The sequence below is a fragment of the Avibacterium sp. 20-126 genome, from assembly GCF_044358625.1.
Taxonomy (GTDB): domain Bacteria; phylum Pseudomonadota; class Gammaproteobacteria; order Enterobacterales; family Pasteurellaceae; genus Avibacterium.
In genome coordinates, this window is sequence record NZ_CP091457.1 from 2070032 (window position 1) to 2096385 (window position 26354).

Annotated in this window: 20 protein-coding genes and 4 pseudogenes; 15 read left to right on the top strand and 9 right to left on the bottom strand. The window is 38.0% G+C overall.

Going from position 1 to position 26354, the window contains the following annotated elements:
* Positions 1-25: 25 nt before the first annotated feature.
* Positions 26-622 (top strand): hypothetical protein, encoded by a 597-nt coding sequence (locus L4F91_RS09755; RefSeq protein ID WP_395896225.1) that lies wholly within the window; start codon positions 26-28, stop codon positions 620-622.
* Positions 623-659: 37 nt separating this feature from the next.
* Positions 660-1061, top strand: coding sequence for a hypothetical protein (locus tag L4F91_RS09760; protein ID WP_395896226.1), 402 nt, complete (start codon positions 660-662; stop codon positions 1059-1061).
* Between the two features lie 202 nt (positions 1062-1263).
* Here L4F91_RS09760 and L4F91_RS09765 read toward each other — a convergent pair.
* Together L4F91_RS09765 and L4F91_RS09770 are read right to left on the bottom strand one after the other, a co-directional pair.
* Positions 1264-1905, bottom strand: a pseudogene (locus L4F91_RS09765) (substrate binding domain-containing protein).
* A 3-nt stretch (positions 1906-1908) separates the two neighbouring features.
* Entirely contained in the window at positions 1909-2226 is a 318-nt protein-coding gene (locus L4F91_RS09770; RefSeq protein WP_395896227.1) for a LysR family transcriptional regulator, read from the bottom strand.
* Positions 2227-2329: 103 nt separating this feature from the next.
* On the opposite strand from L4F91_RS09770, the pseudogene L4F91_RS09775 reads away from it, so the two are divergent.
* From L4F91_RS09775 to L4F91_RS09795, 5 genes and pseudogenes are all read left to right on the top strand, one after another.
* Positions 2330-3063, top strand: a pseudogene (locus tag L4F91_RS09775) (SDR family oxidoreductase).
* A 253-nt stretch (positions 3064-3316) separates the two neighbouring features.
* Complete coding sequence (locus tag L4F91_RS09780) at positions 3317-3553, top strand: amidohydrolase family protein (RefSeq protein ID WP_395897881.1); 237 nt, start codon at positions 3317-3319, stop codon at positions 3551-3553.
* Between the two features lie 41 nt (positions 3554-3594).
* Positions 3595-4260 (top strand): putative quinol monooxygenase, encoded by a 666-nt coding sequence (locus L4F91_RS09785; RefSeq protein WP_395896229.1) that lies wholly within the window; start codon positions 3595-3597, stop codon positions 4258-4260.
* A gap of 112 nt (positions 4261-4372) precedes the next feature.
* The gene (locus tag L4F91_RS09790; RefSeq protein WP_395896231.1) at positions 4373-4648 is read left to right on the top strand and encodes a DUF1330 domain-containing protein; all 276 of its coding nucleotides are present in this window, start codon (positions 4373-4375) and stop codon (positions 4646-4648) included.
* Positions 4649-4696: 48 nt separating this feature from the next.
* Positions 4697-5263 (top strand): NAD(P)H-dependent oxidoreductase, encoded by a 567-nt coding sequence (locus L4F91_RS09795; RefSeq protein WP_395896233.1) that lies wholly within the window; start codon positions 4697-4699, stop codon positions 5261-5263.
* 158 nt (positions 5264-5421) lie between these two features.
* On the opposite strand, the gene L4F91_RS09800 is transcribed toward L4F91_RS09795, so the two are convergent.
* From L4F91_RS09800 to L4F91_RS09820, 5 genes are all read right to left on the bottom strand, one after another.
* Positions 5422-5784 (bottom strand): HlyD family efflux transporter periplasmic adaptor subunit, encoded by a 363-nt coding sequence (locus tag L4F91_RS09800; protein ID WP_395896234.1) that lies wholly within the window; start codon positions 5782-5784, stop codon positions 5422-5424.
* A gap of 75 nt (positions 5785-5859) precedes the next feature.
* Positions 5860-6189, bottom strand: a complete 330-nt coding sequence (locus L4F91_RS09805) for a hypothetical protein (protein WP_395896236.1) — start codon at positions 6187-6189, stop codon at positions 5860-5862.
* Between the two features lie 473 nt (positions 6190-6662).
* Positions 6663-8477: an ATP-dependent nuclease gene (locus tag L4F91_RS09810; RefSeq protein WP_395896238.1), complete on the bottom strand. Its 1815-nt coding sequence runs from the start codon at positions 8475-8477 to the stop codon at positions 6663-6665.
* 139 nt (positions 8478-8616) lie between these two features.
* Positions 8617-10857 carry a S8 family peptidase gene (locus L4F91_RS09815; protein ID WP_395896240.1) on the bottom strand — a complete coding sequence of 747 codons (2241 nt, stop codon included), beginning with the start codon at positions 10855-10857 and terminating at the stop codon, positions 8617-8619.
* Positions 10857-11894: an AAA family ATPase gene (locus L4F91_RS09820; protein WP_395896242.1), complete on the bottom strand. Its 1038-nt coding sequence runs from the start codon at positions 11892-11894 to the stop codon at positions 10857-10859. The genes L4F91_RS09815 and L4F91_RS09820 overlap by 1 nt, the downstream gene beginning before the upstream one ends.
* A gap of 286 nt (positions 11895-12180) precedes the next feature.
* On the opposite strand from L4F91_RS09820, the pseudogene L4F91_RS09825 reads away from it, so the two are divergent.
* The 8 genes and pseudogenes from L4F91_RS09825 to polA all read left to right on the top strand — a co-directional run.
* A pseudogene (locus L4F91_RS09825) lies at positions 12181-12288 on the top strand (IS3 family transposase); the annotation flags it as partial.
* 205 nt (positions 12289-12493) lie between these two features.
* Positions 12494-12937: a MarR family winged helix-turn-helix transcriptional regulator gene (locus tag L4F91_RS09830; protein WP_395896244.1), complete on the top strand. Its 444-nt coding sequence runs from the start codon at positions 12494-12496 to the stop codon at positions 12935-12937.
* Positions 12938-12975: 38 nt separating this feature from the next.
* Positions 12976-13805: pseudogene (locus L4F91_RS09835) on the top strand (ABC transporter six-transmembrane domain-containing protein).
* A gap of 667 nt (positions 13806-14472) precedes the next feature.
* Positions 14473-16344: a PTS mannitol transporter subunit IICBA gene (locus L4F91_RS09840; RefSeq protein ID WP_250364023.1), complete on the top strand. Its 1872-nt coding sequence runs from the start codon at positions 14473-14475 to the stop codon at positions 16342-16344.
* 68 nt (positions 16345-16412) lie between these two features.
* Positions 16413-17564: a mannitol-1-phosphate 5-dehydrogenase gene (locus L4F91_RS09845; protein ID WP_395896246.1), complete on the top strand. Its 1152-nt coding sequence runs from the start codon at positions 16413-16415 to the stop codon at positions 17562-17564.
* A 44-nt stretch (positions 17565-17608) separates the two neighbouring features.
* Positions 17609-18118, top strand: coding sequence for an MltR family transcriptional regulator (locus L4F91_RS09850; RefSeq protein WP_250351509.1), 510 nt, complete (start codon positions 17609-17611; stop codon positions 18116-18118).
* Between the two features lie 117 nt (positions 18119-18235).
* The gene (locus tag L4F91_RS09855) at positions 18236-18883 is read left to right on the top strand and encodes a hypothetical protein (RefSeq protein ID WP_265762340.1); all 648 of its coding nucleotides are present in this window, start codon (positions 18236-18238) and stop codon (positions 18881-18883) included.
* A gap of 441 nt (positions 18884-19324) precedes the next feature.
* Positions 19325-22192, top strand: a complete 2868-nt coding sequence (polA, locus tag L4F91_RS09860; protein WP_395896248.1) for a DNA polymerase I — start codon at positions 19325-19327, stop codon at positions 22190-22192.
* An 82-nt stretch (positions 22193-22274) separates the two neighbouring features.
* On the opposite strand, the gene L4F91_RS09865 is transcribed toward polA, so the two are convergent.
* Together L4F91_RS09865 and L4F91_RS09870 are read right to left on the bottom strand one after the other, a co-directional pair.
* Positions 22275-24059, bottom strand: coding sequence for a sodium:proton antiporter (locus L4F91_RS09865; protein WP_265778608.1), 1785 nt, complete (start codon positions 24057-24059; stop codon positions 22275-22277).
* A 111-nt stretch (positions 24060-24170) separates the two neighbouring features.
* Positions 24171-26198 carry a BCCT family transporter gene (locus tag L4F91_RS09870; RefSeq protein ID WP_250351506.1) on the bottom strand — a complete coding sequence of 676 codons (2028 nt, stop codon included), beginning with the start codon at positions 26196-26198 and terminating at the stop codon, positions 24171-24173.
* Between the last annotated feature and the right edge of the window lie 156 nt (positions 26199-26354).

Genomic DNA, 26354 nt, shown 5'->3' on the forward strand with positions numbered 1-26354 from the left:
AAGTACAAAAGCTGAAAGTGGCGGGATGGATGAACTTACTCTCGCTAATTGGGCTGGAAGGGCTAGAGTTGCAGATAATAAAGCTTATGATCATAGAACAGAAGAAGAAAAAAGCGAAAGCGAAGAAGCTAGAAGTATACTTATTCCAGAACACCCATCAATTCTAGATAAAATTCATCTAAATCTTCCTATTATTTATGAAGAGTTAGAAAAAGACAAACAAGGAGTTGCTATTGTAACGGAAATAGGTCTTTGCGAGCATGATTATGCAATGTCTCCTTGCTCACGCCATGGTGATTGTGAAACTTGTAAAGAACTTGTCTGTATTAAGGGGATGGATTCATCGTTAAAAATACTAAAACAACGAGAAATTCAACTTACTGAGCAATTTAAAAAAGTACAAGGACATCATAAAATAGGCACTTTTGGTATTGATCGCTGGATCGATAATATAGGCTGGAGATTAACACACATAAAAACTAAAATAGCTTTCTTAGAAAATGAAAACATACCTAATAATACACTATTAAGAATGCCTGATGAATATGCCCCATCACCCACAAAATTAACCTTATTAGAAAAAGGTATGGATATAGATGTTGCTAAACCAGAAACAGCATAATTAGATGATGATTTATATCGATTAATGGAGTTATAAAATGCCTAAAATTCTTATAACAGAAGAAAATTTAGAAGATATTATATATCTAATCAAAACATGGGAAGGCAAATTAACATGGGATTTATTATGCCAAAGAGTTGCTCAATTATTGAATATTAAAAGTATTGAAAGACAATCTTTAGCTAATTATCATGATATACAACAAGCATTTAGTAAACGAAAACTAAAAATAAAAGAAAATCAAAAAGCGGAGCCTGAACCTAATGTAACAATGGATTATCTTAATAAACAAATAACTTCATTGAAAGCTCAAGTTGAACGATTAGAAGAAATAAATGAGCGATATAAACAACAATTTATCGTATGGCAACATAATGCTTATATGCATGGTATGACGGAAGATATATTAAATAAACCAATCATTGTAGTTAATAGATAAAATTAGAGATAAAAATAAGGAAAGCCTGATATCAATAGGCTCTACTATATCATCGTTTTTTATATCTTTCTACAAATTAAATTTTTTCTTAAGGTACATAATTTAATGTGAACAATACAAATTTACTATTTTTCATCTATAAAATATTCTCAAACAATAATGTGACTTATACTGTTAATGAGTTAGGTTGGATAAAAATGCCCTATAATTTCTTTAGCTCTTTCTCTCCAATATACAACCCTTCAATTTCTGCTAATTTTTCCAATAAATAATCAATCACCACCCTCACTCGTGGCGTAACCAGTGTACGGTGCGGATATTGCAATGCTAGCTCGAAATTCCCGCTGTCAAAACTGTCCTCTAGCACCAATTTTAATCTGCCCACTTGCAAATGTTCCCATGCTAAATACATCGGCACTTTGGCGATACCTTGTCCTGCGAGAGCAAGCTGTGTAACGGCTTCGGTATCGGTTAAAGTCAGCACTTTATTGGAGAATGTAAACGGATGGCTAACTCCGTCTTGGTTAAATTGCCACGTGGAATATTTGCCGTTCAAAAAACGTAGGGCAATTTGGCGATGTTGGCTCAATTCCATTTCATTTTTCGGCGTACCGTATTTAGCGATATAGTCAGGCGAAGCAACTAAACAAGTGCGTAGATCGCTGATTTTACGGGAGATCATCGAGTTTTCCCCTAGAATACCGCCACGTATCACGTATCACGTATCACGTATCACCAAATCGTATCCTGCCTGCACGAAGTCGATCACCCGATCTTCAAAATTCACTTCTAATTCGATCTGTGGATAACGCTCCATCAACTCGGGCAAAAACGGTAAAATCAAGTTTCACCCAATGGTATTTGACACCGAAATTCGCACCGAGCCTACGGGGTGTTCGGTAGATTGTGACACATTTTTAACCGCTTGATCTAAGCTATCCAATGCCGTTTTCGACTGTTCAAAAAAGCCTAAGCTTTCCGCCGTCAAACTAATGCTGCGAGTGGTGCGGTTAAACAATCGCACGCCTAACGTTTTTTCCAACGTTGAGATATTTTTAGTCACCGCTGCTGCTGTAATTTCCAATTTATTCGCTACTGCTGTAAAGCTGCCGAGCTGAGCGGCTTGCACGAATGAGACGAGATTTTTTAGATAGTCGGTTTGCATAATTATCAACCTTTAGTTACTAATCTTATTCCAATTGTACGCTTTTTCTTTCATCTTGCGAGCCTATAATACACACAACTTAACAAACAAAAGGAAATTCAAAATGCAAAATGTAGAAAATAAAGTTGTAGTAATTACTGGTGCATCAAGTGGTTTATGTGCAGAGACGGCTCGTCATTTAGTGAAAGCGGGAGCGAAAGTAGTGCTAGGGGCACGTCGTTTAGAACGCTTACATCAATTAGCGGATGAGTTGGGTATTTCGCATGATAACTGCGTAAAAATGGATGTGTCAAATCTTGCTAACGTGCAAACCCTAGCAAATCAAGCATTGAAATTGGCCGCATTGATGTGTTATTAAATAATGCGGGTGTAATGCCATTATCGCTACTTGAAGAGTTAAAGGTGGATGAATGGAATCAAATGATTGATATTAACATCAAAGGCGTTCTGCACGGCATCGCTGCGGTGTTACCAACAATGAAGGCACAAAAAAGCGGTCAGATTATCAACGTTTCTTCCGTAGCAGGACATGTTTGGGAGCCATTATGTGCAGTGTATAGTGCGACCAAAACTGCCGTACGTGCAATTAGTGAAAGCCTGCGTAAAGAAGTAAAACCGTACAATATTTGTTCAACTATTTTAAGCCCTGGTGCTGTAGCAAGTGAATTGAAACACGGCTCCACATCAGAAATGGCGGTGGGTACAATGGAGAATTTCTATGCGAATAATGAAATTCCAGCATCAAGCTTTGCAAATTGTGTGTTATTTGTGATTAGCCAGCCAGAAGAAATCGACATTAACGAAATTATCTTCCGCCCAACTCGTCAAGAAGTGTAACCATTCAACGTGCGGTAAAAAAGCATAAATTTACCGCTAATTTCATTGCGCCACATTTTGCAGAATCCACTGGCAAATAATTTTCAAGCGGTCAGATTAAGCGATTTTTTTACTCATCTGACCGTTTGTCTCTACAGGAGAAAGTATGAACAATTTTTTTAAATACAGCTAAATTCACCGCAGTTTTACTCACTTTCTGAGTAGTGGACTAGACGACAGTATTCCACAAGAAGCATCAGTCTTAAACCGCACGCTGACGAAAACGTTCCAAGATCAAGTTTTCGTTACGCCAAGCGGAATACTGACAATGCCATATTTCCAATTTATTTATGAACTAAAGGGAACGGAGAAAATTTTGTATTCCATTGATTACCCTTACCAAAGTTTAGATGGAGCGCAAGCCTTTATCCACAACTTGCCGATTAGTAACCAGGAAAAAGAGCTGATTGCTCATGGTAACACAGAAAAATTATTGAAATTAGCCGTTTAGGCTGTTCAACCACGCAAACTACAGCACAAACGAATGCACCAATGCTCCGTATTTTCGAATTAGGTGTTCAACCAAGCAAACCAAAAGCCTTTAACAATGCAGGGCGTGCGAATTTGGTTGGTTCTGTAACCTATGAAAAAGGCACCCTGATGATGTTTGCGGTTAGCCCTGAGGATAATCCAAATTTGGTGTATTTGTTTGAAGTTTACCAAGATGCAGCGGCATATCAAGCGCATATTAATGGTGACTATTACAAAGATTATGTGAAGGCAGAACCAACACTTTTAACAAATCATAAAAAATTAACGCTTACCGACACGCAATCTATCGGCGAGAAACCTACGCAGATTTCGCAAAAAAATGGCGAAAATCAACCTATTGTTCGCTTGGCAGAATTAGTGATTAAGCCTGAATCAGCGGAGCAATCTCGCCAAATTGTGATCGATGAAATGCAACAAACAATAGCAAAAGAATCAAACGTGTTGGCGATGTATGCAGCAACCAGCCGTGAACAGCCTGAAAAATGGTTCTTTGTGGAAGTTTATACAGACGAAGCGGCTTACCAAGTACACCGAAACACTTCGCACTTTCAAAAATATTTAAAAGAAACAGGCGAAATGATTGCCGAGCGAAATGTACGAGCGATGAAAAATCGAGTGTTGATGAGTAAAGGGGGATTAGGATTTAACTGGGTAGAAAACAAGTAGCTTATTTTCAACTTTAAGTTACCAATCTTGTTCTAATTACCTACTTTTTATTCTGTTTTGAAAATCTATAATAGACACATCTTTTACAGAGCAATGAACAAAGGAAAACAAAATGAATAACCCAGTTTATTTTATTATTGATGTGCAAATTCACGATTTGGAAGCGATGAAGCCGTATCAGCAACAAGTAGCGGAGAGCTTTGAGAAATTTGGCGGTAAACGTTTAGTTACAGGTGGAAAAGTTGAAGCGTTAGAAGGCAACGCTCCGCAAGGTAAAATCGTAATAGTGCGTTTTGATTCAATGGAACAGGCTCATGCTTGGCACGAGTCGCCAGAATATCAAGCAATTATCGGTATTCGTCATCAATCCGCAACTAGCCACGCTTAATTTGTTGAAGGCGTAATGTAATTTTTATTTAGAATCAAGGATAACAATATGAAAACATTAGTTATTTTATCTCACCCAAATCACAAAAATTCTCGTGTAACGCAAGCCTTAGTTCAAGCCCCAAGCGAAGTGGAAAGCGTAACCGTGCGTAATATTGACAAGCTTTACGGTACAGATTTTACGGCGATTGATGTGGAAGCAGAAAAAGTCGCCCACGAAGCGGCAGACCGCATTGTGTATATGTTCCCAATTCACTGGTTTAACTTAACGCCAATGCTAAAAGCCTATATGAATGCGGTGTGGCAATACAGCTGGGCGTTTGGCGAAGGTGGTTATGCGTTGGCAGGCAAAGAAATGCAAGTGATCGCAGGTGCAGCGGAAGAAACCTACACTCACGGTAGTTTGATTCAATATACTACTGCAGAAATCTTGGCGCCGATTGAAGCATCAAGCTACTACACCAGCATGACTTACAATCATCCAATCGTGTTCACAAACTCAAATGCGGTAAGCGATGAAGGCTTAAAAGAGTGGCAACAAATCGTGAAAGCTCACTTAGAAAGCCCGTTAGGCAGCAATGTGAAAGGCGTTTCATTGCGTAAAAAGCTTGAGTAAGAAAGAGAAAGTGCGGTGGAAATTCCACCGCATTTTTTTGCAAATTTCAATCGAAATCTAATCGCTTAACTCTTATAGGACGTTTTAAGCCTATAATTGCTGATTTCTGCTGTGCTTTGATTGACTTCGCCTAAGCTAATCGGGCGGCGTTCTATTTGTTAATTGCGATTGACCGCCATCACAAAGGCGGTTCCGTCAGCGTTAAAATTGACCGCGCTTAAAGGCAAGGTGGTTTGGGCTTGCATTTCGGGTAGTTTGATTATGGCTGTGGCTGATGTGCCGAGCGTGATTTGAGCTGGTGTTTGCAGCTGAATACGCACTTTGCCTGTACGACTTGTCTGATCAATTTGGGAAGAAAGCAAGCGAATTTGACCGCTTGCCATTTGATCAAGCACTTGAACTTCCGCTTGCAAGCCGGTTTTGAGCAAAGATAGGTCTTCCGCACTGGCATCAACGGTAACTTCTAACTCGCCATTTCGTACAAGATGAAACAAGGCATTGTTATCTGTCAAATTACCCACTTCGGCACTGCGTTGCGTGATAACGCCATCTGTAGGCCAAGCACCTCGGCTTTTTTACGCTGATGACGATTGTCGTCAAGCTGTGCCTGCACCTGGGCGATTTCCGCATTCGCCGCCTGCCCCCCCCCCCGCACGAGCTGCACGTGCTTTTGCCTGTTGTTGCTCCAACTCCTGACGGCTTATGGCATCGCTTTTTATCAAGATTTGATAACGTTTCAGCGTGGCTTCTGCTTCAATTAAAGCGGATTGCTGTGAAGCCAAATTTGCTCTAGCTCGATGCAAATTCGCATCATTTTGACACAACTGCGATTGCACATTGTATGTTTCCAGCATGGCTAAAACCTGCCCTTTTTTGACCACATAGCACACTTCCACATTGAACGTTTGAATTTGTAACCCAAGCAATCACGTTCCAACAGCAACATCTTCTTTCACCGTAATTGCACCAGAAAGACGCAATGTCTGAGTTAATGTCGCAGGTTGCATCTAAACCACATTCACTTTCATTAATGTAGTTTCGGTTTTTGCGGTTTTGGTCTTGGCAATCGGTTAGAAATAAGATAGGTAAGGTAGATAAAAAAATCAATTTTCTAATTTTAAAGTCTTAAAAATTACTAATTTTGACATTATTAGCTATTCTTAAGACTAAATTAGGTAAATTTTAAGACTCTATTTGTTATGCTCTCAAAATTTTTATCAACGCTTTAAGCAATAAGTAGAACTCATCGAACTACCCAAAGTGGGAATTGAAGATAATACGTATTTCTTAATGTTAGATATTAATAAAATAATGTGCAAGTGGTGGAGTATTTGGTAAAGGGGTTGAATAAGTAAGAATTTAATACCGTCTGAAATTTGGGTCAGACGGCATTTTTATATTATTCAATTCCTAACCTATTATTAACGACTTTTCGAACATCATCATTTTTATCTAAAATGATAGGAAATCCTTTAGCATCTAATACGTTACTACTCATAGATATTTTTAATTTTCCTGTTTCATTGATTTGATAAGTAAAGATAGATGCAGAACTGCTTATCATATCTAAATCAGCTCCTTCTGCATAACGAGCATGAATTGGGGAAACAAATGATAACAGCTCATCTCGAATTGCTCTAGACTCATCAATTTCTTCACTGCAAGATGCAAATTTTAAACAATCAATAACATCTTGGTACGCAGAATAAATCTGTTCTTCACTAAAAGTAGTAATCGCTTCACTTTCTTCTACAGATTTATCAACTTTTTTCTCTAAGTCAAAGTTTTCAGTAGGTGTTATATAATACGACTCAATTGTACCTTTCTTTAAAATAAACAATCCACACTGTTCAAAAACCTCAAATAAAGTATTTAGCTGATTTTTAATGAGTTCCCATTTTCTTTCAAACTGATTATTGTTAAATAACGTACACAAAACAACTCGTCTTTTATTCTTTTCTTCATCATCAGAAGAGCAAAAGCTGGGTACAGTTACTTGTTCACAAATACTATTCCAGTCATCTTTTACTGATTGGCAAAAATTATCGTATACTTGTTTAGACCAAGACAAAATATCCTTATGCCCATGTCTGCTAACTAACTGATTGGTCTCGTCTCTCATTACTTCATGATTAAAATAAGCAGTAACTAACTCAAGACCATCAGCAAATGCATCAGAATCAAATAATACCGTTGGTTCTTTTCCCATTAGTCTTAATAATTTAATAGTTTCAGGCATTGCTTGTTTACCATTTATAGGTAGAATTTGAGAACCCGATGCTTCTAAATTTAGATATAGTCTATCAGCAATAGCATTACAAATAATCACATCCGAAGGACCTTCTACCAATAATGGCGTTTTGGAAAATAATGTTAGTTTGTGTTCTTGTCCCAATCGTGCAATTAACCCCTTAACGCTTTTATTTTGTAATTCTCCAGCATTATTAGGAATTTGAATAGGATCTTCTTTTAGATCATTACAAAAAATGAAAGATAATAAATCATCAGTTTTCGAAATTTTGATCATTTCTGTTGAATGGGTTGCCATTATAATAATTTTCTTATAACCATTTTCACTGGGAATACCAGAAACACGGGAAATTTCTTTTAGTAAAAAAGCTTGTAACTGTGGGTGTAGCGACACTTCAGGCTCATCAATAAGTAAAACACCAACCTCATCATCATACATTGCAGATAAAATTCCAACTAAATGCAGTAAACCTGATGCTTCACGCCCTGACGAATAATAGGAATTTCCTTTCCCTAATTTAGCAAATGAGACTTTTAACTCGCCAGCATCCCAGTCAATAGAAATATTTCTTTTAAAAAGTTTTTGTAAACGTTCTTTAACTTTAATCAAAATATCAGAGCGTGCTGATAATGTATAAAAATCTCCAGTAATTGTTTCTATTTTATGTCGGTATTGTAAGTCGTATTTATTACCATGAGTAGTACTATCAGCGTCATTTCTACGATCGTATTGATCATAATTAGAACGATATTTCTCCATCGGACCTAACCGCCCAGCCGAAATAAAACGTACTTTTTTCTTTGTATGATTTGAAAAGCTATTTTTTAACCCCTTTAATAAATGGGTTTTACCTGAACCATTTGGACCAACAATAAAAGTTAGTGGTGATCTTAATTCAACTTCTCGTGTAAAATCGCCTCCATGACTATTGATATTAGCTGTAATAGATAATGGAAATTTCATAATTCATTCCTTAGCAAGTAAAAATACTTATTTCATAAAACACCTGTAGGTGTTCATTAGTGCCGATTTTATTTTCTATGTTGCAACAAAATTTATATCTACTAATGAGTATCTTTTTAGTTAGATTGAAGATTTAGGGTTAATTAAACTCAATTTCTTCATTAAGCTTATTATAAATATCAACTTGAGTTTCAACTCGTAGCTCATTCACAAGCCAGCCTCTTAATAAAGCCTGTTTAATAAAATCATCAATACGATTGATACCATTTATTTCTTTTAGTGTTACGACAACTCCAAATCGTATTCCCTCTCCATCTTTTCTTCGTAGACGTTCGATAGTTTTAACACTCATTCCCCATTGTGGATTAGCCATATTAAGAATAGGTTTGGCTTTTTTTCTCGGAGTAAATGATTCACAAATATGTTTTACATTATCCCATTTTCTAAAAATAGTTCGAGCAGAATGTTCTTGAATATATCCTGGCGCGTCATCAAAATGTTGTCTATCGTCATTAATTGGTTTTATTCCTTTTTCACTCAATCTTCCAAATGTAATATTTAATTCAGTATTGGTATAATCAACGCCCTGATTTCTAGAACATTTAGGGAAATAGCACATCGTGGCTTTAGCAACATAAGGATGTTCATTTCCAGATAACGGTACTGGAAAATTATAATTATAAGAATTATATTTTTCAGATATATCTGAAACAATAAATTTTATTTCATCATCAGGAGTTGAAAGAATATCATCTATTTTGATTGGAATTATTCCATTTCCTACTAAAACCATTTCTTCAAACGATTTTTCATTATTCCAACTGATAGCTGAATCAATTAATAATGCTTTAGCTTCCTCACGCCGTAATCCCATTATATGAATTAAATATGCTAATTTTCTTGCGACAAGTGGAGCTGCATAACTCGTACCAGCAACTCTCGCAGAACCTAAAGGTTCACATACATTAATAAATTGACCGTTTCCACCACCATAGTAGGCAATATCAGGTTTTATGAAAAATGATAAAACAATGCCTTTGCGAGAATAACTTGTTGGATTACCTTCAAAATCAACTGAATTAACGATTAATGAATTTAATGAATCAGCAGGAGATCCTATTTTTTTTCGTTGATTAGCATTCATTTCACCATTGGTCCCTGCAATAACAAAAATAATATCATTTTCAGCCTGAATTTCATCTAAAACTGCAGCTTCTGCTGAAATGAAATTATCTTTTATTTCATCATTTGACCCCAGAGACAAATTCCAAACTTTAATATCTGGGTTTTGCGATACAATTGCTTTAATTTGTTTAATAATGTTAAATGAATTAAACCCTTTATGAAGAGCAACGCCAAAATGTTTTACTCGAAATCTGCCACAACCATCATCCAGATTTTTATTTAAATTAGGTGCATCTACAATTAACGAGGATACAGCTGTTCCATGCTGATAATCTGCTGTTTCTTTGCGGATATCATCAGAAATTAGATCGTGATATTCAACCCACTCACAGAAATAAACATTACGATCAAATAAGGTATCAATAACACCTATGATGGGTTCATTTTTAGGAGCAGGGATGGGGATTTCGACTTGTCCAGTCATACTGCGAAAATCTTCTGGTGACAGTAATGAGAAATTTTCAACCGCCATAGATACGAGATAAGGGATTTTAGAAAGAACCAATTCTAGATTTTTTTCATCTAGTAGAACCGTTGTCTGATATAATATATTAGCAGTGGATATATCGATATCTATTCTTTTTAAAAGATTATGGATATCAACATTTACATCATAAAAAGTAACAATAGAATTTCTCAAATTTAGTTTTTCATTTTCCTCTATTCCAAAACTTTCAACAAAATAAGAGTCTCGGAGGTATTGCTTAAAAGTGCTTTTAGAAAATAAATTGCCATATTGAATACTATCAAATACAGATGATTTATTGAACATTTCTGCAGAGATAAGGCCATCTGAAAATAACTCTTCAAATAAACTAATAACCTGATTAGAAATATTGATGGTTTTATCCAAAATATCTCTAGTAATATAGTGAGTAATAATATGTTTATTTTTTTCAGAATTAAATTTTGCTCCAACTATCGTATCAATTGGTGTAAAATTTCTACCTCCATCTAAATAACCACTTATACGGTTGCTTTTTGCAACAATTCTATCGTAGTACACGCTGATTAAAATGCCATCAATAATTTTGTTGCCATTCCAGAATTCTTTAGTTCTTACTAATGACTCATGCAGTTTTTTCAAATGAGACAATCTTATTTCTGCATTTTTAGGTAATTTTATCTGAACCATTGGATTTTTACGGCTTTCTTGAATAAATTTATTACCTTTTAGCACCAAAATATTATTCATTATTTTTCTCCATTTAATTCTCTTGATACACTACTTTTTGATATTCCAGTTAAAATTTCTATTTCTCGTACTGTAAACCCTAATTTATGTAGTTTATCTACAGTTGGGATTGTACCTCCGTGCATATTTTTCAAAAAACGTTTCAAATAATCGTAGGGAGCTTTATTATCACTAAAAGCCAATGATGTTTTAATGATATTTTTTAAATCTCCTGGATTTGGAATCTTTTTGCTACTCTTTATAATTTTCTTGAAAAGACGCATATCTCTTGCCACGTATTTGAATTGTTTCAAGAAATGATTGAGAATAACTTCTGCTATCTCAAATTTATCATCATCAGAATACCTATCAAAATCTATGGTTGCATCAAAACGTCTGACTAATGCTTTATCTAAATTTTTATATAAGTTTGTAGTAGCAATAATCACTGCTTCATTGCTTAAATTGTCGAGAGCCTTCAGGAAAGTTGATGTCACACGTCCCATTTCACGAATATCATTTTGATTGATGCGATCAAGCGCAATTGTATCAATTTCATCAAATAAAATTATGTATCTCTTTAAAAGTGGTAATTGATTGATTTCATTAAATATATTTGTCAAATTCTTGGCTGTTTGTCCCAATTTACTATCAACTAAATGGCTAAAATCTACCATCAATAATTCTCTATTTAATAGTCTAGCAATTTGTTTCGCACTCTCAGTCTTACCCGTACCAGGAGAACCTACAAACAAGAACTTATTAATACCAATATTATGATTTACCGCATTAATTATACCTTTCAAATCATTCATAATGGTTGTTGGTAACGGTAGTGGCTCAGTGTTTAATTTAACAAGGGTAAGACTATCACTATAGTCTTCTCCCTGAGGAACAAATCTATCTGATTGAGATATTATCCCCATAATATATTGAGCAAGTTGAGAATCTCCAGTTTTATCGAAGTATCGTGCGATTGTAATCGCTTGACTCCGAAACTCTGCTTCTTTATCTTCAAAATGATATTTGATTAAATCAAGTACATCAGCTTTTTTCATAAGTATAACCTCTCTTTATTGTGGATATAATACATTAAATTGGGACAAATTAAAATATTTTGGGACAATTTATTGGTTAAATTATGTGACATTGAATTTCTATGTTTGGTGACTGCTAGTAGCCATCTCTAATTTGTTCAATTTTCAGCGTAATGGTAACAGAACTTTAATAGGCAAGATTCAATGCTTTAATATATAACGTGGTTGATATGCTTACTTGAGAAAACTTCATTGAAACACTTAAACCCTACACGTTAATTCGAATGATGAAACAAGCTGTACACGATTTGAGCAAACTATTCACGAATATATTCATTATTACGATCATGAGCGTATTCAAGTTAAATTAAAAGGACTAGACCCCGTGGAATACAGAACTCGATCCTTGAGCTAAATAAGTCTAACTTTTGAGGGCAGAGCAAACGACCATACTTTATTTATTGAATATATTGCCTCACAAATAAAAGAATAGATCAATAGCCATTGATAATACTCGCTATACCAAATCAAAAAAGCAAATTTTAATACTAACATCTATTGCCTTTTATCTTTATTACACCTAAAATAGCATTCAATTTAGTAAATTTTAGGACTTTAACATGAGCAACTTCGACAAACTAGGCAAACAAATCGGTGAAGTAGATGCCACAATGGACACTTGGATCGCCAAATTAGGCTTGGGTTATAATCATTTTGCAGTGCTATATTCTTTGGCTGCAGCAGAAAATGGGCAATGCACGCAAAAGCAGATTTGCGATGAATGGTTGCTGCCGAAGCAGACGGTATTCAATGTTTGCAAGGAATATAAGGAAAAAGGCTGGATTGAATTTAGCGAAAGTGCGGTGGATAAACGGGAGAAAATTATGCGTTTAACCCCAAGTGGCAAGGCAAAAGCAGAACCTATTTGGTTGGCGACACAGCAGTTAGCGGATAAAACCTTTGCAAAATTAGGTGAGAAAAAGACCACTCAACTGTTTGCTTTGTTGGCGGAGTTCTGCACAGTTTGCCGTGAGCAAATTGATAAAACGGATACGGTGGTGTGATGTCCTTAGAAAATCTTGGACCGACCTTTGAGCCGACAATGCTCCGTTCTCTCAAAACACTTGCTTTACAACATAAAAAACGGCTGTTTACTGCATTCTGCTTGGTGGCGGCGGAAAATTTATTGTTGTTGGTTTATCCTTTGGTGGGTAGTTTTGCGGTGAATCCGGTATTAAACGGGCAACTGTTTTCCGCGCTAGCTTATGCCTTAATGGTACTGATTATTTGGGGGATAGGTTCTGCTCGCCGTGCGGTGGATACCCGTGCCTTCACTCGTATTTACACGGAACTTGCCGTACCAGTGATTTTGACCCAGCGGATTAAAGGCGTTGATACTTCAACTACCACCGCACGCGTGGCGCTATCCCGTGAGTTCGTTAATTTCTTTGAACACCATTTGCCAACCTTGATTACCTTTATCGGGGCGGTACTGATGTTGCTGTTGATTGAATTTTGGTCGGGCGTGGTGACCTTACTGATCGTGGTGGGATTTGGTTTGCTGTTACCCCGTTATGTGAAGGTCAATGACCGTCTTTATTTCAAACTCAATAACCACCTAGAAAAGAAGTAGATCGAGTGGAACGAGCCAAAAACATCGAACTAATTAAACATTATCGCTTGGTGGAACGTTTCCGTATCCTGATTTCCAACCGAGAGGCATTAAGCTTTTTGTGTATTGGCGTCGCGATGTGCCTGCTGTTTGGCGTAACATTGACGGTTTTAATCCTAAAACAAGGTATAACCGCAGGGCATATTTATGCGTTGATTACTTATCTCTGGACTTTCGCCATTAGCCTTGATGACGCACCAAGATTGATGGAAGAACTGTCGAAGTTGAAGGATATTGGGAAACGGGTAGAGATAGAATAAGGCAGATGATAAGATTAAGCAAACATGATCAATAAGTGTAAAAACGGCATAATCAAATTTAGTGATACTTCTTATAGAGTTGAACGTGATAGATGCCTATTTCTTTTACTACGACTTGTCAATTTTTCGTACTTTCAGTGACTTTATAGACAAATATTGTCTGCTTGATATCTCATAGTAAATACATTGTGTAAAAATAAAATCTGAAATCTAGCCTTTTACATTTTTATTTTTATATATTCAAATCAATAAATAGATAATTCACATTTAACTATTTGATATAAATTAATTTTATAATTTCCATTTCATAATCATATAGAAACAACCATTCTAACCCTTTCCAAACTGCTTGGTCATTGCCAAGCAGTTTTTGTATTGCTTTCTAAAATCTCAACATCACATTTTTACTGTTTTATCTTTCCTGCTCACACTGATGGAAGTCTCGTCTTTCTATACATTTTTTATCTTATGTATGTGATATAGATCACATAAAATTTCATTCAAATAAAATTATGTGATCTACATCACATTTTGATTTTATATACCTAAAAATATCTTGTGATCTACTTCACATTTTTAAACTTAAAAATTTGGGCTTTAATTTTCGCTTTGCTATGCTTTCGTTCATTAAATGGACACAACTTAGCTCAATACTAATGAGGTTAATATGTTATCAGCAAATGCAAAACTTAAAGTCCAAAGCTTTGGACGCTTTTTATCAAATATGGTAATGCCGAATATTGGGGCATTTATCGCTTGGGGATTTATCACCGCCCTTTTTATTCCAACAGGTTGGTTTCCAAATGAAACGCTCGGCAAACTTGTTGGGCCGATGATTACCTATTTATTACCCTTATTAATTGGTTATACTGGGGGGAAATTAGTCGGTGGCGATCGCGGTGCCGTTGTGGGCGCAATTACCACTGCTGGGGTCATCATTGGTACAGATATTCCAATGTTCCTGGGTGCAATGATCGCCGGGCCAACAGGTGGTTGGGCAATTAAGCATTTTGACCGTTGGGCTGATGGTAAAATTAAAAGTGGTTTTGAAATGTTAGTGAATAATTTTTCATCTGGCATTATCGGTATGCTACTTGCCATTTTGTTCTTCTTGGTTGTAGGCCCAGCAGTAAAAATACTTTCTACTACCTTAGCGGCTGGCGTTGATGTGCTTGTTCAAGCCCATTTATTACCATTAACCTCTATTTTTGTTGAACCTGCAAAAATTCTTTTCTTAAATAATGCGATTAATCACGGCATTTTCTCACCACTGGGTATTCAACAATCACAAGAACTTGGACAATCTATTTTCTTCTTAATTGAAGCAAACCCAGGTCCAGGTTTAGGCGTATTATTAGCCTATATTCTGTTTGGTAAAGGTTCTGCAAAACAAACAGCAGGGGGCGCCGCGGTTATCCACTTCTTTGGTGGTATTCACGAAATTTATTTCCCTTATGTGTTAATGAATCCACGTTTATTAATTGCTGTTATCGCTGGGGGAATGACAGGGGTGTTCACGCTTGTGTTATTTCACGCAGGCCTTATCGCCCCTGCCTCACCGGGTTCAATCATTGCGGTATTGGCGATGACACCTTCACATTCTATCTTTGGTGTACTTTGTTCGGTGGCATTAGCGACAGTTGTGTCTTTCGTCATTGCTGCGTTCTTCCTAAAAATCCAAAAAGAAGATACTTCAGATAAATTAGCGGAAGCACAAGCGGCTTCAAAAGCAATGAAAGGTGGTGTAGCACAGCCAATCACTGATTATAAAGGCTTACAAAAAATCTTCGTTTCTTGCGATGCAGGTATGGGATCAAGCGCGATGGGGGCAAGTATGCTACGCAAAAAAGTAAACGATGCAGGCTTGCCAATTGAAGTGGCGAACTGTGCAATCAATGACTTGCCAGATAATGCAAGACTAGTCATTACGCACCAAGACTTAACGCTACGCGCACAAAAACAAGTACCAAATGCAATGCACTTGTCTCTTACCAATTTCTTAGATAATAAATTCTATGATAATTTGGTGAATGAATTAAAAGCGCATTTCGCTGAAGCGGCTGCAAAACCCACAGACAGTGTAGAAGTCGCAGAAATGAATGGGGCAACCTTCAACTTAAGTGCGGATCAAATTTTCTTAGGATTAAAAGCAGAAAATAAACAAGACGCCATTCGTTTTGCCGGTGAACAACTAGTAAAAGCAGGCTTTGTGTTACCAAGTTATGTCGATGCAATGTTTGAACGTGAAGAATTAGTTTCCACTTACTTAGGTGAGGGGCTAGCGGTTCCGCACGGCACAGTTGATGCAAAAGACGCCGTATTAAAAACGGGTATCGTGGTATGTCAATATCCTGAAGGGGTACGCTTCACGGAGGAAGAAGATGGCATCGCTAAATTAGTCATCGGTATTGCCGCTCGCAACAATGAACACATTCAAGTGCTGACAGCAATCACGAATGCATTAGATAGTGAAGAAGCGATTGCCACACTGACCTCTACAACAAATGTAGAAGATGTGTTAGCGTTACTCAAATCTTAAAGTGCGGTATAAAATGGCATCGTTTTTTACGATGTCATTTCTCATTATAAACGTTATTGGAGAAAAAAATGAAAGCATTACATTTTGGCGCAGGTAATATTGGACGAGGATTTATCGGCAAATTACTTGCTGATAGCGGTATTGAGGTGGTTTTTGCTGATGTAAATGACGACGTTATCCGTTTATTACAAACACAAAAAAGCTACAACGTTAAAGTGGTGGGCGAAAAGGTTAATCGTATTGAACAAGTGTCCAACGTAACCGGCGTTAATTCAAAAGATGAAAATGCCCTGATTGAACGCTTTAAGCAAGTGGATTTGGTCACCACAGCAGTTGGTCCAAATGTGCTAAAAATTATTGCCAGCACCCTTGCCAAAGGATTAATTGCTCGCCTTGAAGCAGGTAATACCCAACCACTAAATATTATTGCTTGTGAGAATATGGTGCGTGGCACAACCTTCTTAAAAGAACAGGTTTTTCAATATTTAGACGAAAATCAACAGCAACAGGTTGAGGCATTAGTCGGTTTTGTTGATAGTGCAGTGGATCGTATTGTACCGCCTGTGCAAGCCAACCCTGCCGATCCGCTTTTAGTCACAGTAGAAGAATTTAGTGAATGGATTGTGGATAAAACGCAATTTAAAGGCACAATCCCACAAATTGCCGGAATGGAACAAACCGACAATCTTATGGCGTTTGTAGAACGTAAATTATTCACGTTAAATACGGGACACGCCGTTACCGCCTATTACGGCAAGTTAAAAGGCTACCAATTTGTCAAAGAAAGCATTGAAGATCCGACGGTACGCGCTTTTGTTAAAGCCGTTATGGAAGAAAGTGGTGCCGTATTAATTAAACGCTATGATTTCGATCCTCAAGCTCACGCCGCTTATATCGAAAAAATCCTAGCTCGTTTCGCCAATCCTTATTTAGTGGACGATGTAGATCGCGTAGGACGTGAGCCATTACGAAAACTCAGTTATAATGACCGCCTAATTAAACCATTGCGTGGCACATTAGAGTACCAATTGCCACACCAATATTTGGTACAAGCCGTGGCTACCGCATTATGCTATCGCAATGACAATGATCCGCAAGCACAAACGTTAGCACAATCGTTAACACAAAATGGCGTGATCAATACCTTAAAACAATATACTGAATTACAAGATAATGCCGTGATTGAACAAATTGCACAAGCCTATCAAGCACTTGTGTAAGCTGTCTTTCCATTATCTGTATCAATCACATTAGGAAGGTATCATTGGACGATCCTATTTACGAAAAACTCACCGAAGCCACCTCTATTCGTGGCTTTATTACCGCCAGCGTTGCACTTTTTGATGAAGCGGTGGACAGCTTAATCAATCGTGTATTCCGCAAAACGGATTTTGCGGTCAAATCGGTGGTGGACTCCTTGTTTATGACGTCAGGCCCCCTTTTTGATCTTTCAATTCGCTTAAAAGTGCTACTTGGGCTTGGCGTCATTGAGCATAAGATTTTTGAAGATATTAATGCCTTTATCAAATTTAAAGAAACATTGAACAACGATGAAAAAGAACATCGTTTTTTCGATCCACTGATTATCGAATTTGTACAACACTTACATTTACAGCAAGACAAAAACTTACTTAATTTTCCTGATGATAAAGAAGATCCAAACTCTCTCAGCTATCAAATCAAAACCCAACGTAAAGAAAAATTAGTACGCTCTTGCTTAATGCTCACCATTAATGCGATTTACGAACATTTACAGGTGGAAAGCCCGTTGTAAAAATTGATAAAAAAGCACCGCACTTACTTTATTTATCTAATAATTTGAGTATAAAAAATACAGTAATATTTTATCTCTTTATAAAACATTATAGACCTGATATAAGGATGAAAAATAATGGAATTAATTCAGCTATTTACTTCTAGTTTAAATAAAGGAGAATACTTTACCACTATCATCATTACATTAATCGGATTAATTCTCTTATTTAGACCTTTATTTGAATATTTTCTAATTCTTCGAGAAATGAAATTCAAGGATCTTGATTATGCAATTTCTATCTTAGATAAAGAAAGGTATCCTGACTTAGAGAGATTTTTAAAAGAACAACAACTTGAATGGATATTGTATCGCTTAACAAAAATTAGGGGAAATCTTAATTTTTTAAGGAAATTTATTGCATTTCATAATTTTATTCAAAAGAAATATACATTTAATCAGGTAGCAAAATCTGCTAAGTATTTTAAATTACAAGAAGGTTCGCTTGTTTTATCGATCAAAAAAGCAGAAAAATTTGATGTCTGTATTAATGTACTTTACTTTTTTATATTAACTTTCTTCGGTATATATTTTATATACTATGGCTTTTCAAATCTTGAACATAATCTCAAAAATGCAGCGATCATCCTCTTTACTGGATTTTTTTATTTCTTTATATCTCTATTTTTCGCCCTACAGGTACAACCTTACCTAATAGCATTAAAACTCAAACGCGATCTTGAACAATTTAATCTTACGCAAGAAGCTATAACTAAACTTAGGTAAATATCATACCACCTAAAAAATGTATCAATACAATAAATCCTGTATTTTTTCACTTATTTTTAATTTTAGACTATTTCTTTTCAATAGAATATCAGATTTCTACCCATTGTTTTGTGCTTTTTTATACTTTACAGGAAAGCGGCTCTGAGCTTAAGGCTAACATTGGATAATTTAGCAGCTTTTTATAGATGATACCTAACGCCATAAGGCAAAATTTTATGATATTTAAATAAAATTTAACTATATACTGATCGGCTGATACCATATTATTATCACTCACTCTCTTTTATTGACACATTCATCATTTATTACTGTGACAGAAAGATCTTAATTCCAATAAGCTTTTCCTTTCTTTTAATCCTAGTCGTAATAAAAATGCAAAAAACGTCTCTATTTCCGCTATAATATCCCCCATTTTTCATCACAGTTATCGAGAATCTTATGGCTAAAATTGCAGAAAACCCACTTGTGTTAGTTGATGGGTCATCTTATTTATATCGTGCGTTTCACGCCTTTCCACCACTTACCAATTCCCTTGGTGAGCCAACGGGGGCGATGTATGGCGTGTTGAATATGCTGAAAAGTTTGATTGCACAGGTGCAGCCGAGCCATATTGCGGTGGTGTTTGATGCCAAAGGAAAAACTTTCCGTGATGAATTATTTGAGCAATATAAATCGCACCGTCCGCCAATGCCAGATGATTTGCGCAAACAAATTCAGCCATTGCACGCCATTATCAAAGCCCTTGGCATTCCGCTTTTGTCCATTGAGGGGGTGGAAGCAGATGATGTTATCGGCACACTTGCGGTGCAGGCCTCCCAAGCGGGCAAGAAAGTCCTCATTAGCACGGGAGATAAAGATATGGCACAGTTGGTGGACGATAATATTATGCTCATCAACACAATGAATAACAGTTTGCTTGACCGTGAGGGCGTGATTGAAAAATACGGCATTCCCCCTGAGTTAATCATTGATTATTTAGCCTTGATGGGCGACAGTGCAGATAATATCCCCGGTGTAGCTGGCGTAGGCGAAAAGACCGCGCTCGGCTTGTTGCAGGGCATTGGTAGTATGGCAGAAATTTATGCTAATTTGGAAAAAGTTGCTGAATTGCCCATTCGTGGCGCAAAAAAATTAGGTGAGAAACTGCTTGCCGCGAAAGCGGATGCTGATTTGTCCTATATTCTCGCGACAATCAAAACAGATGTGCCATTAGACGTGAAGCCAGAGGCACTCACACTTGGGCAAAATCAGCGTGATGAATTAGTGGAATATTTCGCCCGCTATGAATTTAAGCGTTGGCTTAATGAAGTCATAGAGGGGGAAAGCGGTTTAACCAAAGGCGATTTACAAAGCGCTAAATTTGCAACCCCTATAACACAAAATGAAAATAAGGTGAAAAGTGCGGTGCAAAATTCGGTAAAAATAGACCGCACTTTATATGAAACCGTGGATAACCAAGCCAAGCTCGATGAATGGCTCAATAAAATACAGCGCGCCAACCTCATTGCAGTGGATACGGAAACGGATAATTTAGATGTGATGCAAGCGAACTTGGTGGGCATTTCTTTTGCCTTAGAAAGTGGCGAAGCGTGCTATATCCCTCTTGATCATTTGCACGAAGTGGCGTGCGAAAGCCAATCACAAGGGGATTTGTTTGGCGAGTCGGAACAAACCAGCGAAACCTATTTTGCGCGTGTACCGAACCAATTGGACAAACAACAATGTTTGCAAGCACTTAAACCGTTATTAGAAAATCCACAGATTGAAAAAGTGGGACAAAATATTAAATACGATCTTAGCGTATTCGCGAATCACGGCATTCACTTACAAGGCGTGCGTTTTGACACAATGTTGGAATCCTATGTGCTAAATAGCACAGGGCGGCACAATATGGATGAGCTTGCCAAACGCTATTTGGATCACCAAACCATTGAATTTGAGGCCATTGCAGGCAAGGGCAAAAAGCAGCTCACCTTTGATAAAATCGCTATTGCACAAGCCAGTGAATATGCGGCGGAAGATGCCGACATCACAATGAAATTGCATCAAACTTTATGGCCAGAATTGGCGAAAACGGAAAGTTTGGTGACGTTATTTGATGACATCGAAATGCCATTAGTGGGCGTGTTATCACATATTGAACGCAATGGTGTCTTAGTGGATAGCCAAATCTTACTTGCCCAATCACAAGAAATTAGCGAAAAATTGACCGCACTTGAAAGCCAAGTGCATCAAGCTGCAGGGGAAACCTTCAACCTTGCTTCCACCAAACAATTGCGAGAAATCTTGTTTGAAAAATTGAATCTGCCAATTATTGCAAAAACGCCAAAAGGCGTGCCTTCCACCAAGGACGAGGTGTTAAAAAAGCTGGCTCAACAGGGGCATATTGTGCCGAAATTACTCATTGAACACCGTGGTTTAGCGAATTTGAAATCCACTTATACGGATAAACTTCCGCAGATGATCAATCCTCGCACGGGGCGAATTCACACCTCCTATCATCAAGCCGTAACGGCAACGGGGCGATTGTCCTCCAGCGATCCAAACTTGCAGAATATTCCCATTCGTAATGAAGAAGGACGCCGTATTCGTCAAGCCTTTATTGCACGTGAAGGGTACAAAATTATCGCCGCAGATTATTCCCAAATTGAACTGCGTATAATGGCACATTTATCCCAAGATCAAGGGTTGATCAGTGCATTCCAGCAAGGCAAGGATATTCACCGCTCCACTGCCGCAGAGATTTTTGGTGTGCCACTTGATGACGTAACGAGCGAACAACGTCGCAGCGCAAAAGCCATTAACTTTGGGCTAATTTATGGAATGAGTGCGTTTGGGCTTTCCCGTCAGCTTGGCATTGCGCGTGGCGATGCACAAAAATATATGGATTTGTATTTCCAACGCTATCCAGATGTGCAAACCTTTATGACTGATATTCGCGAAAAAGCCAAACAGCAAGGCTATGTGGAAACCTTGTTCGGACGCCGTTTATATCTGCCTGAAATTCAATCCAGCAACGCAATGCGCAGAAAAGGGGCGGAACGCGTGGCAATCAATGCCCCAATGCAAGGCACAGCCGCGGATATTATTAAACGCGCGATGATCGCCATTGACCACGCCATCAATCAAGATCCAAATATTGCGATGATTATGCAAGTTCACGATGAATTGGTGTTTGAAGTGAAAGAAGAACATATCGCACATTACAGCACGCTAATCCAATCTTTAATGGAAAACGCCGCTGATCTTGTTGTACCGTTAATTGTCGATGTCGGCGTGGGCGAAAACTGGGACGAAGCCCATTAATTCGCGTTAATGCGTATGCAGTTAGAAACAAAGTGCGGTGGAAAATATCCATTTTTTCCACCGCACTTATTTTTATGCGCTTTTATTGGCTTTTCGCCGTTTCGTCTTCTGCCACCAAGGCGACAATACGGCAGAGGGTTGGGATCGCTTGTTCATCATTGATAATCGAAATAAAGCCTTTATCATCAATGGTATATAACGGCACAAATTGTTTATTGGTGGTTTTGTAATCCTGATAGGTATAGCTATCAGTGAGATTGGTAACCTTAATCCGTGCATTTTTTGCTAACATACTCGCCAATTTGGCATAGGTAACATTTTTGCCAAAAAGCCAGTTAGAGCGGTAGTTATCTTGAATATCATAACGTTCCGTTGGGTTGTTATCATCACTGAAACGAATGCGGTAAATGTTTTCTTTATCAAATTCGTGGCGATAATGAATTTCCGACAAGGTGTTGAGTTCTTTATCCGTACTAATAGCGAACATATTGCCTAGCCCAATCAGATCTAAATGCCCGTCTGCGTGAGTAGAAACAGGGTTACCGTAGTAGGTGCGAAGCCCTAACATTCTTGCTTTGGCGACTTCATTATAGTGGCGGCTTGCTACTAGCACTTCCACATTTTGATCTTTTAGAGATTTCGCGATTGCCAACGCCACAGGGTTTGAGCCAATAATCAGTACGCCTTTGTACACAGCCTCTTGCACATTCAGCCATTTTGCAATGGTTTTTGCCCCCAAGCCTTGAATTAACACTGTACCGATAATAATCGTGAATACTAATGGTACGAGCAATTCCACGCCTTGAATGTGCGTTTCCTGCAATTTTATGGCAAATAAGGAAGAAATTGCCGCTGCCACAATTCCACGCGGCCCAATCCAGCTAATCATCAGCTTTTCATTTAAAGTTAAACTTGAACCGATTGAAGAAAACCAAATGGCGAGCGGACGCGCAATAAACATTGCCACGAATAAGAGCAAAATTCCTGCAATGCCCACACTAACTAAATGAGTTAAATTCACTCGTGCAGCTAAAATAATAAACAGGGTAGAAATCAGTAAAACGGTCAGGGACTCTTTAAATTCTAAAATATGATCTTTAGGAAAGCCTTTCCAATTAGCCAATGCCACGCCTAATACGGTGACGGTTAAGAGACCTGATTCGTGGGCAAAATGGTTTGAGGCGGTAAATAACAGTAAAATATAAGCAAGCACAAACACGTTGCGTAAATATTCTGGAATCATATGGCGTTTAATCAAATTTGCTAACAGCCACGCCCCTGCCATTCCAATGACACCCGCTACCGCAATGATTTTCGCAAAAGTGCCGATTTCGCTGGATTCACCGCCAGAAATAATGTATTCATACACTAAAACCACCGCAATCGCGCCGATCGGATCAATGATAATGCCTTCCCATTTGAGAATATTGGCAATATTACTGTTGGGGCGAACACTACGTAATAACGGCACAATTACCGTTGGACCGGTTACACACACTAATGTGCCGAAAAGCAGGGCAATGCGCCAATCCACATCAAACAGAAAATAAGTGGCGACGGAAATCACACTGACAGTGATGAGCATTCCTAGCGAAACCAAGAGTTGCACGACCTTGCCGTGTTGTTTAATCTCATCAAATTCTAACGTAAGCGCGCCTTCAAACAGGATCACAGCCACACCAAGGGAAATAAAAGGAAAGAGCAAATCGCCCAAAATGACATCGGGATTAAACAACTTCAGCACGGGGCCAACAATAATCCCTATCAGTAATAAAAATAAAATTGAAGGTTGTTTTAAATACCAAGCTAACCATTGTGCCACTATGCCTAAGCCGACAATGGCAGATAAAATAAATGCGGTATCCATAAGTTCTCCATAAATAATCAAAGCGAGAAAAGCTCGCGTAAAAAAGTGCGGGCAAAATTCTATCATTTTTTGACCGCACTTTGTTTTTTTATTGTGGGACAATAAGTCAGCTTATTCTGCTAATTCTGTTTGTTCGTGCGACATTAGCTCTTGTCCGACATCTTCTAGTAAGCTGATATAGCGTTCGTATTGACGCAAAATATCTGCAATCAGTTCATCACGTGTCATATATTGCACATCGTAACCCGTGCGACCATCTGCAAAGTAGGTCATCGGTTGATATGTTATCGAATGTTGAATATGCGGGAGATTTTCATCATCAACTAACTGCGATGAAATTTCGTGGCTCACGGATTTCACCCCATAGATAAAATCACGCATTGATTCTTTTTTGATGATAAGTTCCACGCTAGGTTCTTCAGCATCCAGCGACGGGACAACATCCACATTAAGATTGTAAACTTCCACTAACTCTTGCCGTAACTCACGCATTGCAGGCAAGGCAGTACGTTTTAGGAATTTGACAATATCCTTTTCTTGCGTTTGGTTGAGCATTTGCCCCAAACGTTCTTTCCATTTTTCGCCCGTCCATAACAAACTGGTTGGCGTGACTTTCGCGGCGAAATATTTTTGATCCGCATTCAAGCCTTTCCATAAACTCACGCACATCACTAACATCAACATTGCAAAGGGAAGTGCGACTAGCAAGGTCATTGTTTGCAGTGTGCCTAGCCCACCTTCACGCATTAGTACAATGGCAAGTACCATCATCACAACACCCCACATCATTGCTTGCCAACGTGGCGCAGAAAGGCTTTTATCGCGAGATGCCATATTATTTAGCACATAAATACCCGAATCTGCCGACGTGATAAAAAATAACGAAATGATCACTAAGGCTAAGGTTCCTGTGAGGGCAGAGAGCGGTAAATAATCTAAGAATTTAAACAATAATTTTTCTGGTGCCGAGGTGAACTCGTGCAATGCCCCGTTCGCTACGTTTAATTCTAACCAAATTGCGCTATCACCGAACACGGTAAACCAAAGAATGCTGAATAAGCTTGGTACGGCTAGCACACCAAAAATAAATTCACGAATGGTGCGACCACGAGAAATACGTGCGATGAACAAACCGACAAACGGCGCCCAAGAACACCACCACGCCCAATAAAGCACCGTCCAGCCGGTAAACCACGCGGTGTTTTCTGTTTCGTAAGCGTAGGTTTTAAAACTTAAACGCACTAAATTGCTTAAATAAATGCCAATGTTATCGCTAAATGTGGTTAATAAATAGAGGGTTGGGCCTGCGACTAAAATAAACAGCATTAGCGTTAATGCTAATCCCAAATTGATCTCACTAAGCAATTTGACGCCTTTCCCCACCCCTGAAATAGCAGAAAACACGGCAATAGACATCACTACGACGATAATAATCGTTTGCAAACCGAAACTATTTTCTTGCACCACGCCCAGTTCAGTTAGCCCTGCCCCAAGCTGAGCTGCGCCAAAACCTAAGGTCGTGATAATCCCGAATAGGGTGGCGATTAATGCCATAATATCGATCACATCGCCAATTTTGCCGTTGATCCGATCTTTCAATAGAGGATAAAAGCAAGAGCGCAATGCCAAGGGTAATTTATAACGGAAACCGAAATACGCTAACGCAAGCGCAATCACCCCATACACCGCCCACGCGTGAATACCCCAGTGGAAAAAGGTGTGTAATAAGGCTTCTTGCTGTTTATGTTCCGCCGATCCCGTGGTGATCGAGGAAAAATAATGGGTGAGTGGTTCTGCTACACCGAAGAACATCAATCCCACCCCCATTCCAGCGGCGAATAACATTGCTAACCAAGAAAGAAAAGAAAATTCAGGCTCTTCTTCATTTGCCCCGAGCTTAATGTTACCTAAGCTACTCACTGACAATACGAATAAAAAACACAGAAAAATGGAAAAGGCTAAAATATAAAACCAGCTAAAATTCGCAAACACGCCTGCTTTTGCCCAATTTAAAAGTGCGGTGGTTTTTTCTGGCAAAATTAAGGTTGCGGCAAGCAACAAAAGCACCAGTAATAAGGTTGCCCCTATAACAAAGGGGTTAAACGATGATCTTTTATGAATAAAAGTAGAAAAAGACACAACAATTATTCTCCTTTATGTTAATGTTGTACGCATTATCAATGCCAATAAGTCAATTGAAATCGCAGCGAGAGCGTTCGCTAAAACAAAAAATGCAAAACAAATTAATGAATGAAATTGCTTCAATTTTGAGCTAAAAAAGACTATTGATTTGTC

Coding starts and splice junctions, on each gene's coding strand:
- L4F91_RS09755 (WP_395896225.1), top strand. CDS start 26: ATGGATGAACTTACTCTCGCTAATTGGGCTGGAAGGGCTAGAGTTGCA.
- L4F91_RS09845 (WP_395896246.1), top strand. CDS start 16,413: ATGAAAGCATTACATTTTGGCGCAGGTAATATTGGACGAGGATTTATC.
- L4F91_RS09815 (WP_395896240.1), bottom strand. CDS start 10,857: ATGAATAATATTTTGGTGCTAAAAGGTAATAAATTTATTCAAGAAAGC.
- L4F91_RS09855 (WP_265762340.1), top strand. CDS start 18,236: ATGGAATTAATTCAGCTATTTACTTCTAGTTTAAATAAAGGAGAATAC.
- L4F91_RS09785 (WP_395896229.1), top strand. CDS start 3,595: ATGCTCCGTATTTTCGAATTAGGTGTTCAACCAAGCAAACCAAAAGCC.
- L4F91_RS09810 (WP_395896238.1), bottom strand. CDS start 8,477: ATGAAATTTCCATTATCTATTACAGCTAATATCAATAGTCATGGAGGC.
- L4F91_RS09820 (WP_395896242.1), bottom strand. CDS start 11,894: ATGAAAAAAGCTGATGTACTTGATTTAATCAAATATCATTTTGAAGAT.
- L4F91_RS09830 (WP_395896244.1), top strand. CDS start 12,494: ATGAGCAACTTCGACAAACTAGGCAAACAAATCGGTGAAGTAGATGCC.
- L4F91_RS09865 (WP_265778608.1), bottom strand. CDS start 24,059: ATGGATACCGCATTTATTTTATCTGCCATTGTCGGCTTAGGCATAGTG.
- L4F91_RS09790 (WP_395896231.1), top strand. CDS start 4,373: ATGAATAACCCAGTTTATTTTATTATTGATGTGCAAATTCACGATTTG.
- L4F91_RS09770 (WP_395896227.1), bottom strand. CDS start 2,226: ATGCAAACCGACTATCTAAAAAATCTCGTCTCATTCGTGCAAGCCGCT.
- L4F91_RS09840 (WP_250364023.1), top strand. CDS start 14,473: ATGTTATCAGCAAATGCAAAACTTAAAGTCCAAAGCTTTGGACGCTTT.
- polA (WP_395896248.1), top strand. CDS start 19,325: ATGGCTAAAATTGCAGAAAACCCACTTGTGTTAGTTGATGGGTCATCT.
- L4F91_RS09760 (WP_395896226.1), top strand. CDS start 660: ATGCCTAAAATTCTTATAACAGAAGAAAATTTAGAAGATATTATATAT.
- L4F91_RS09795 (WP_395896233.1), top strand. CDS start 4,697: ATGAAAACATTAGTTATTTTATCTCACCCAAATCACAAAAATTCTCGT.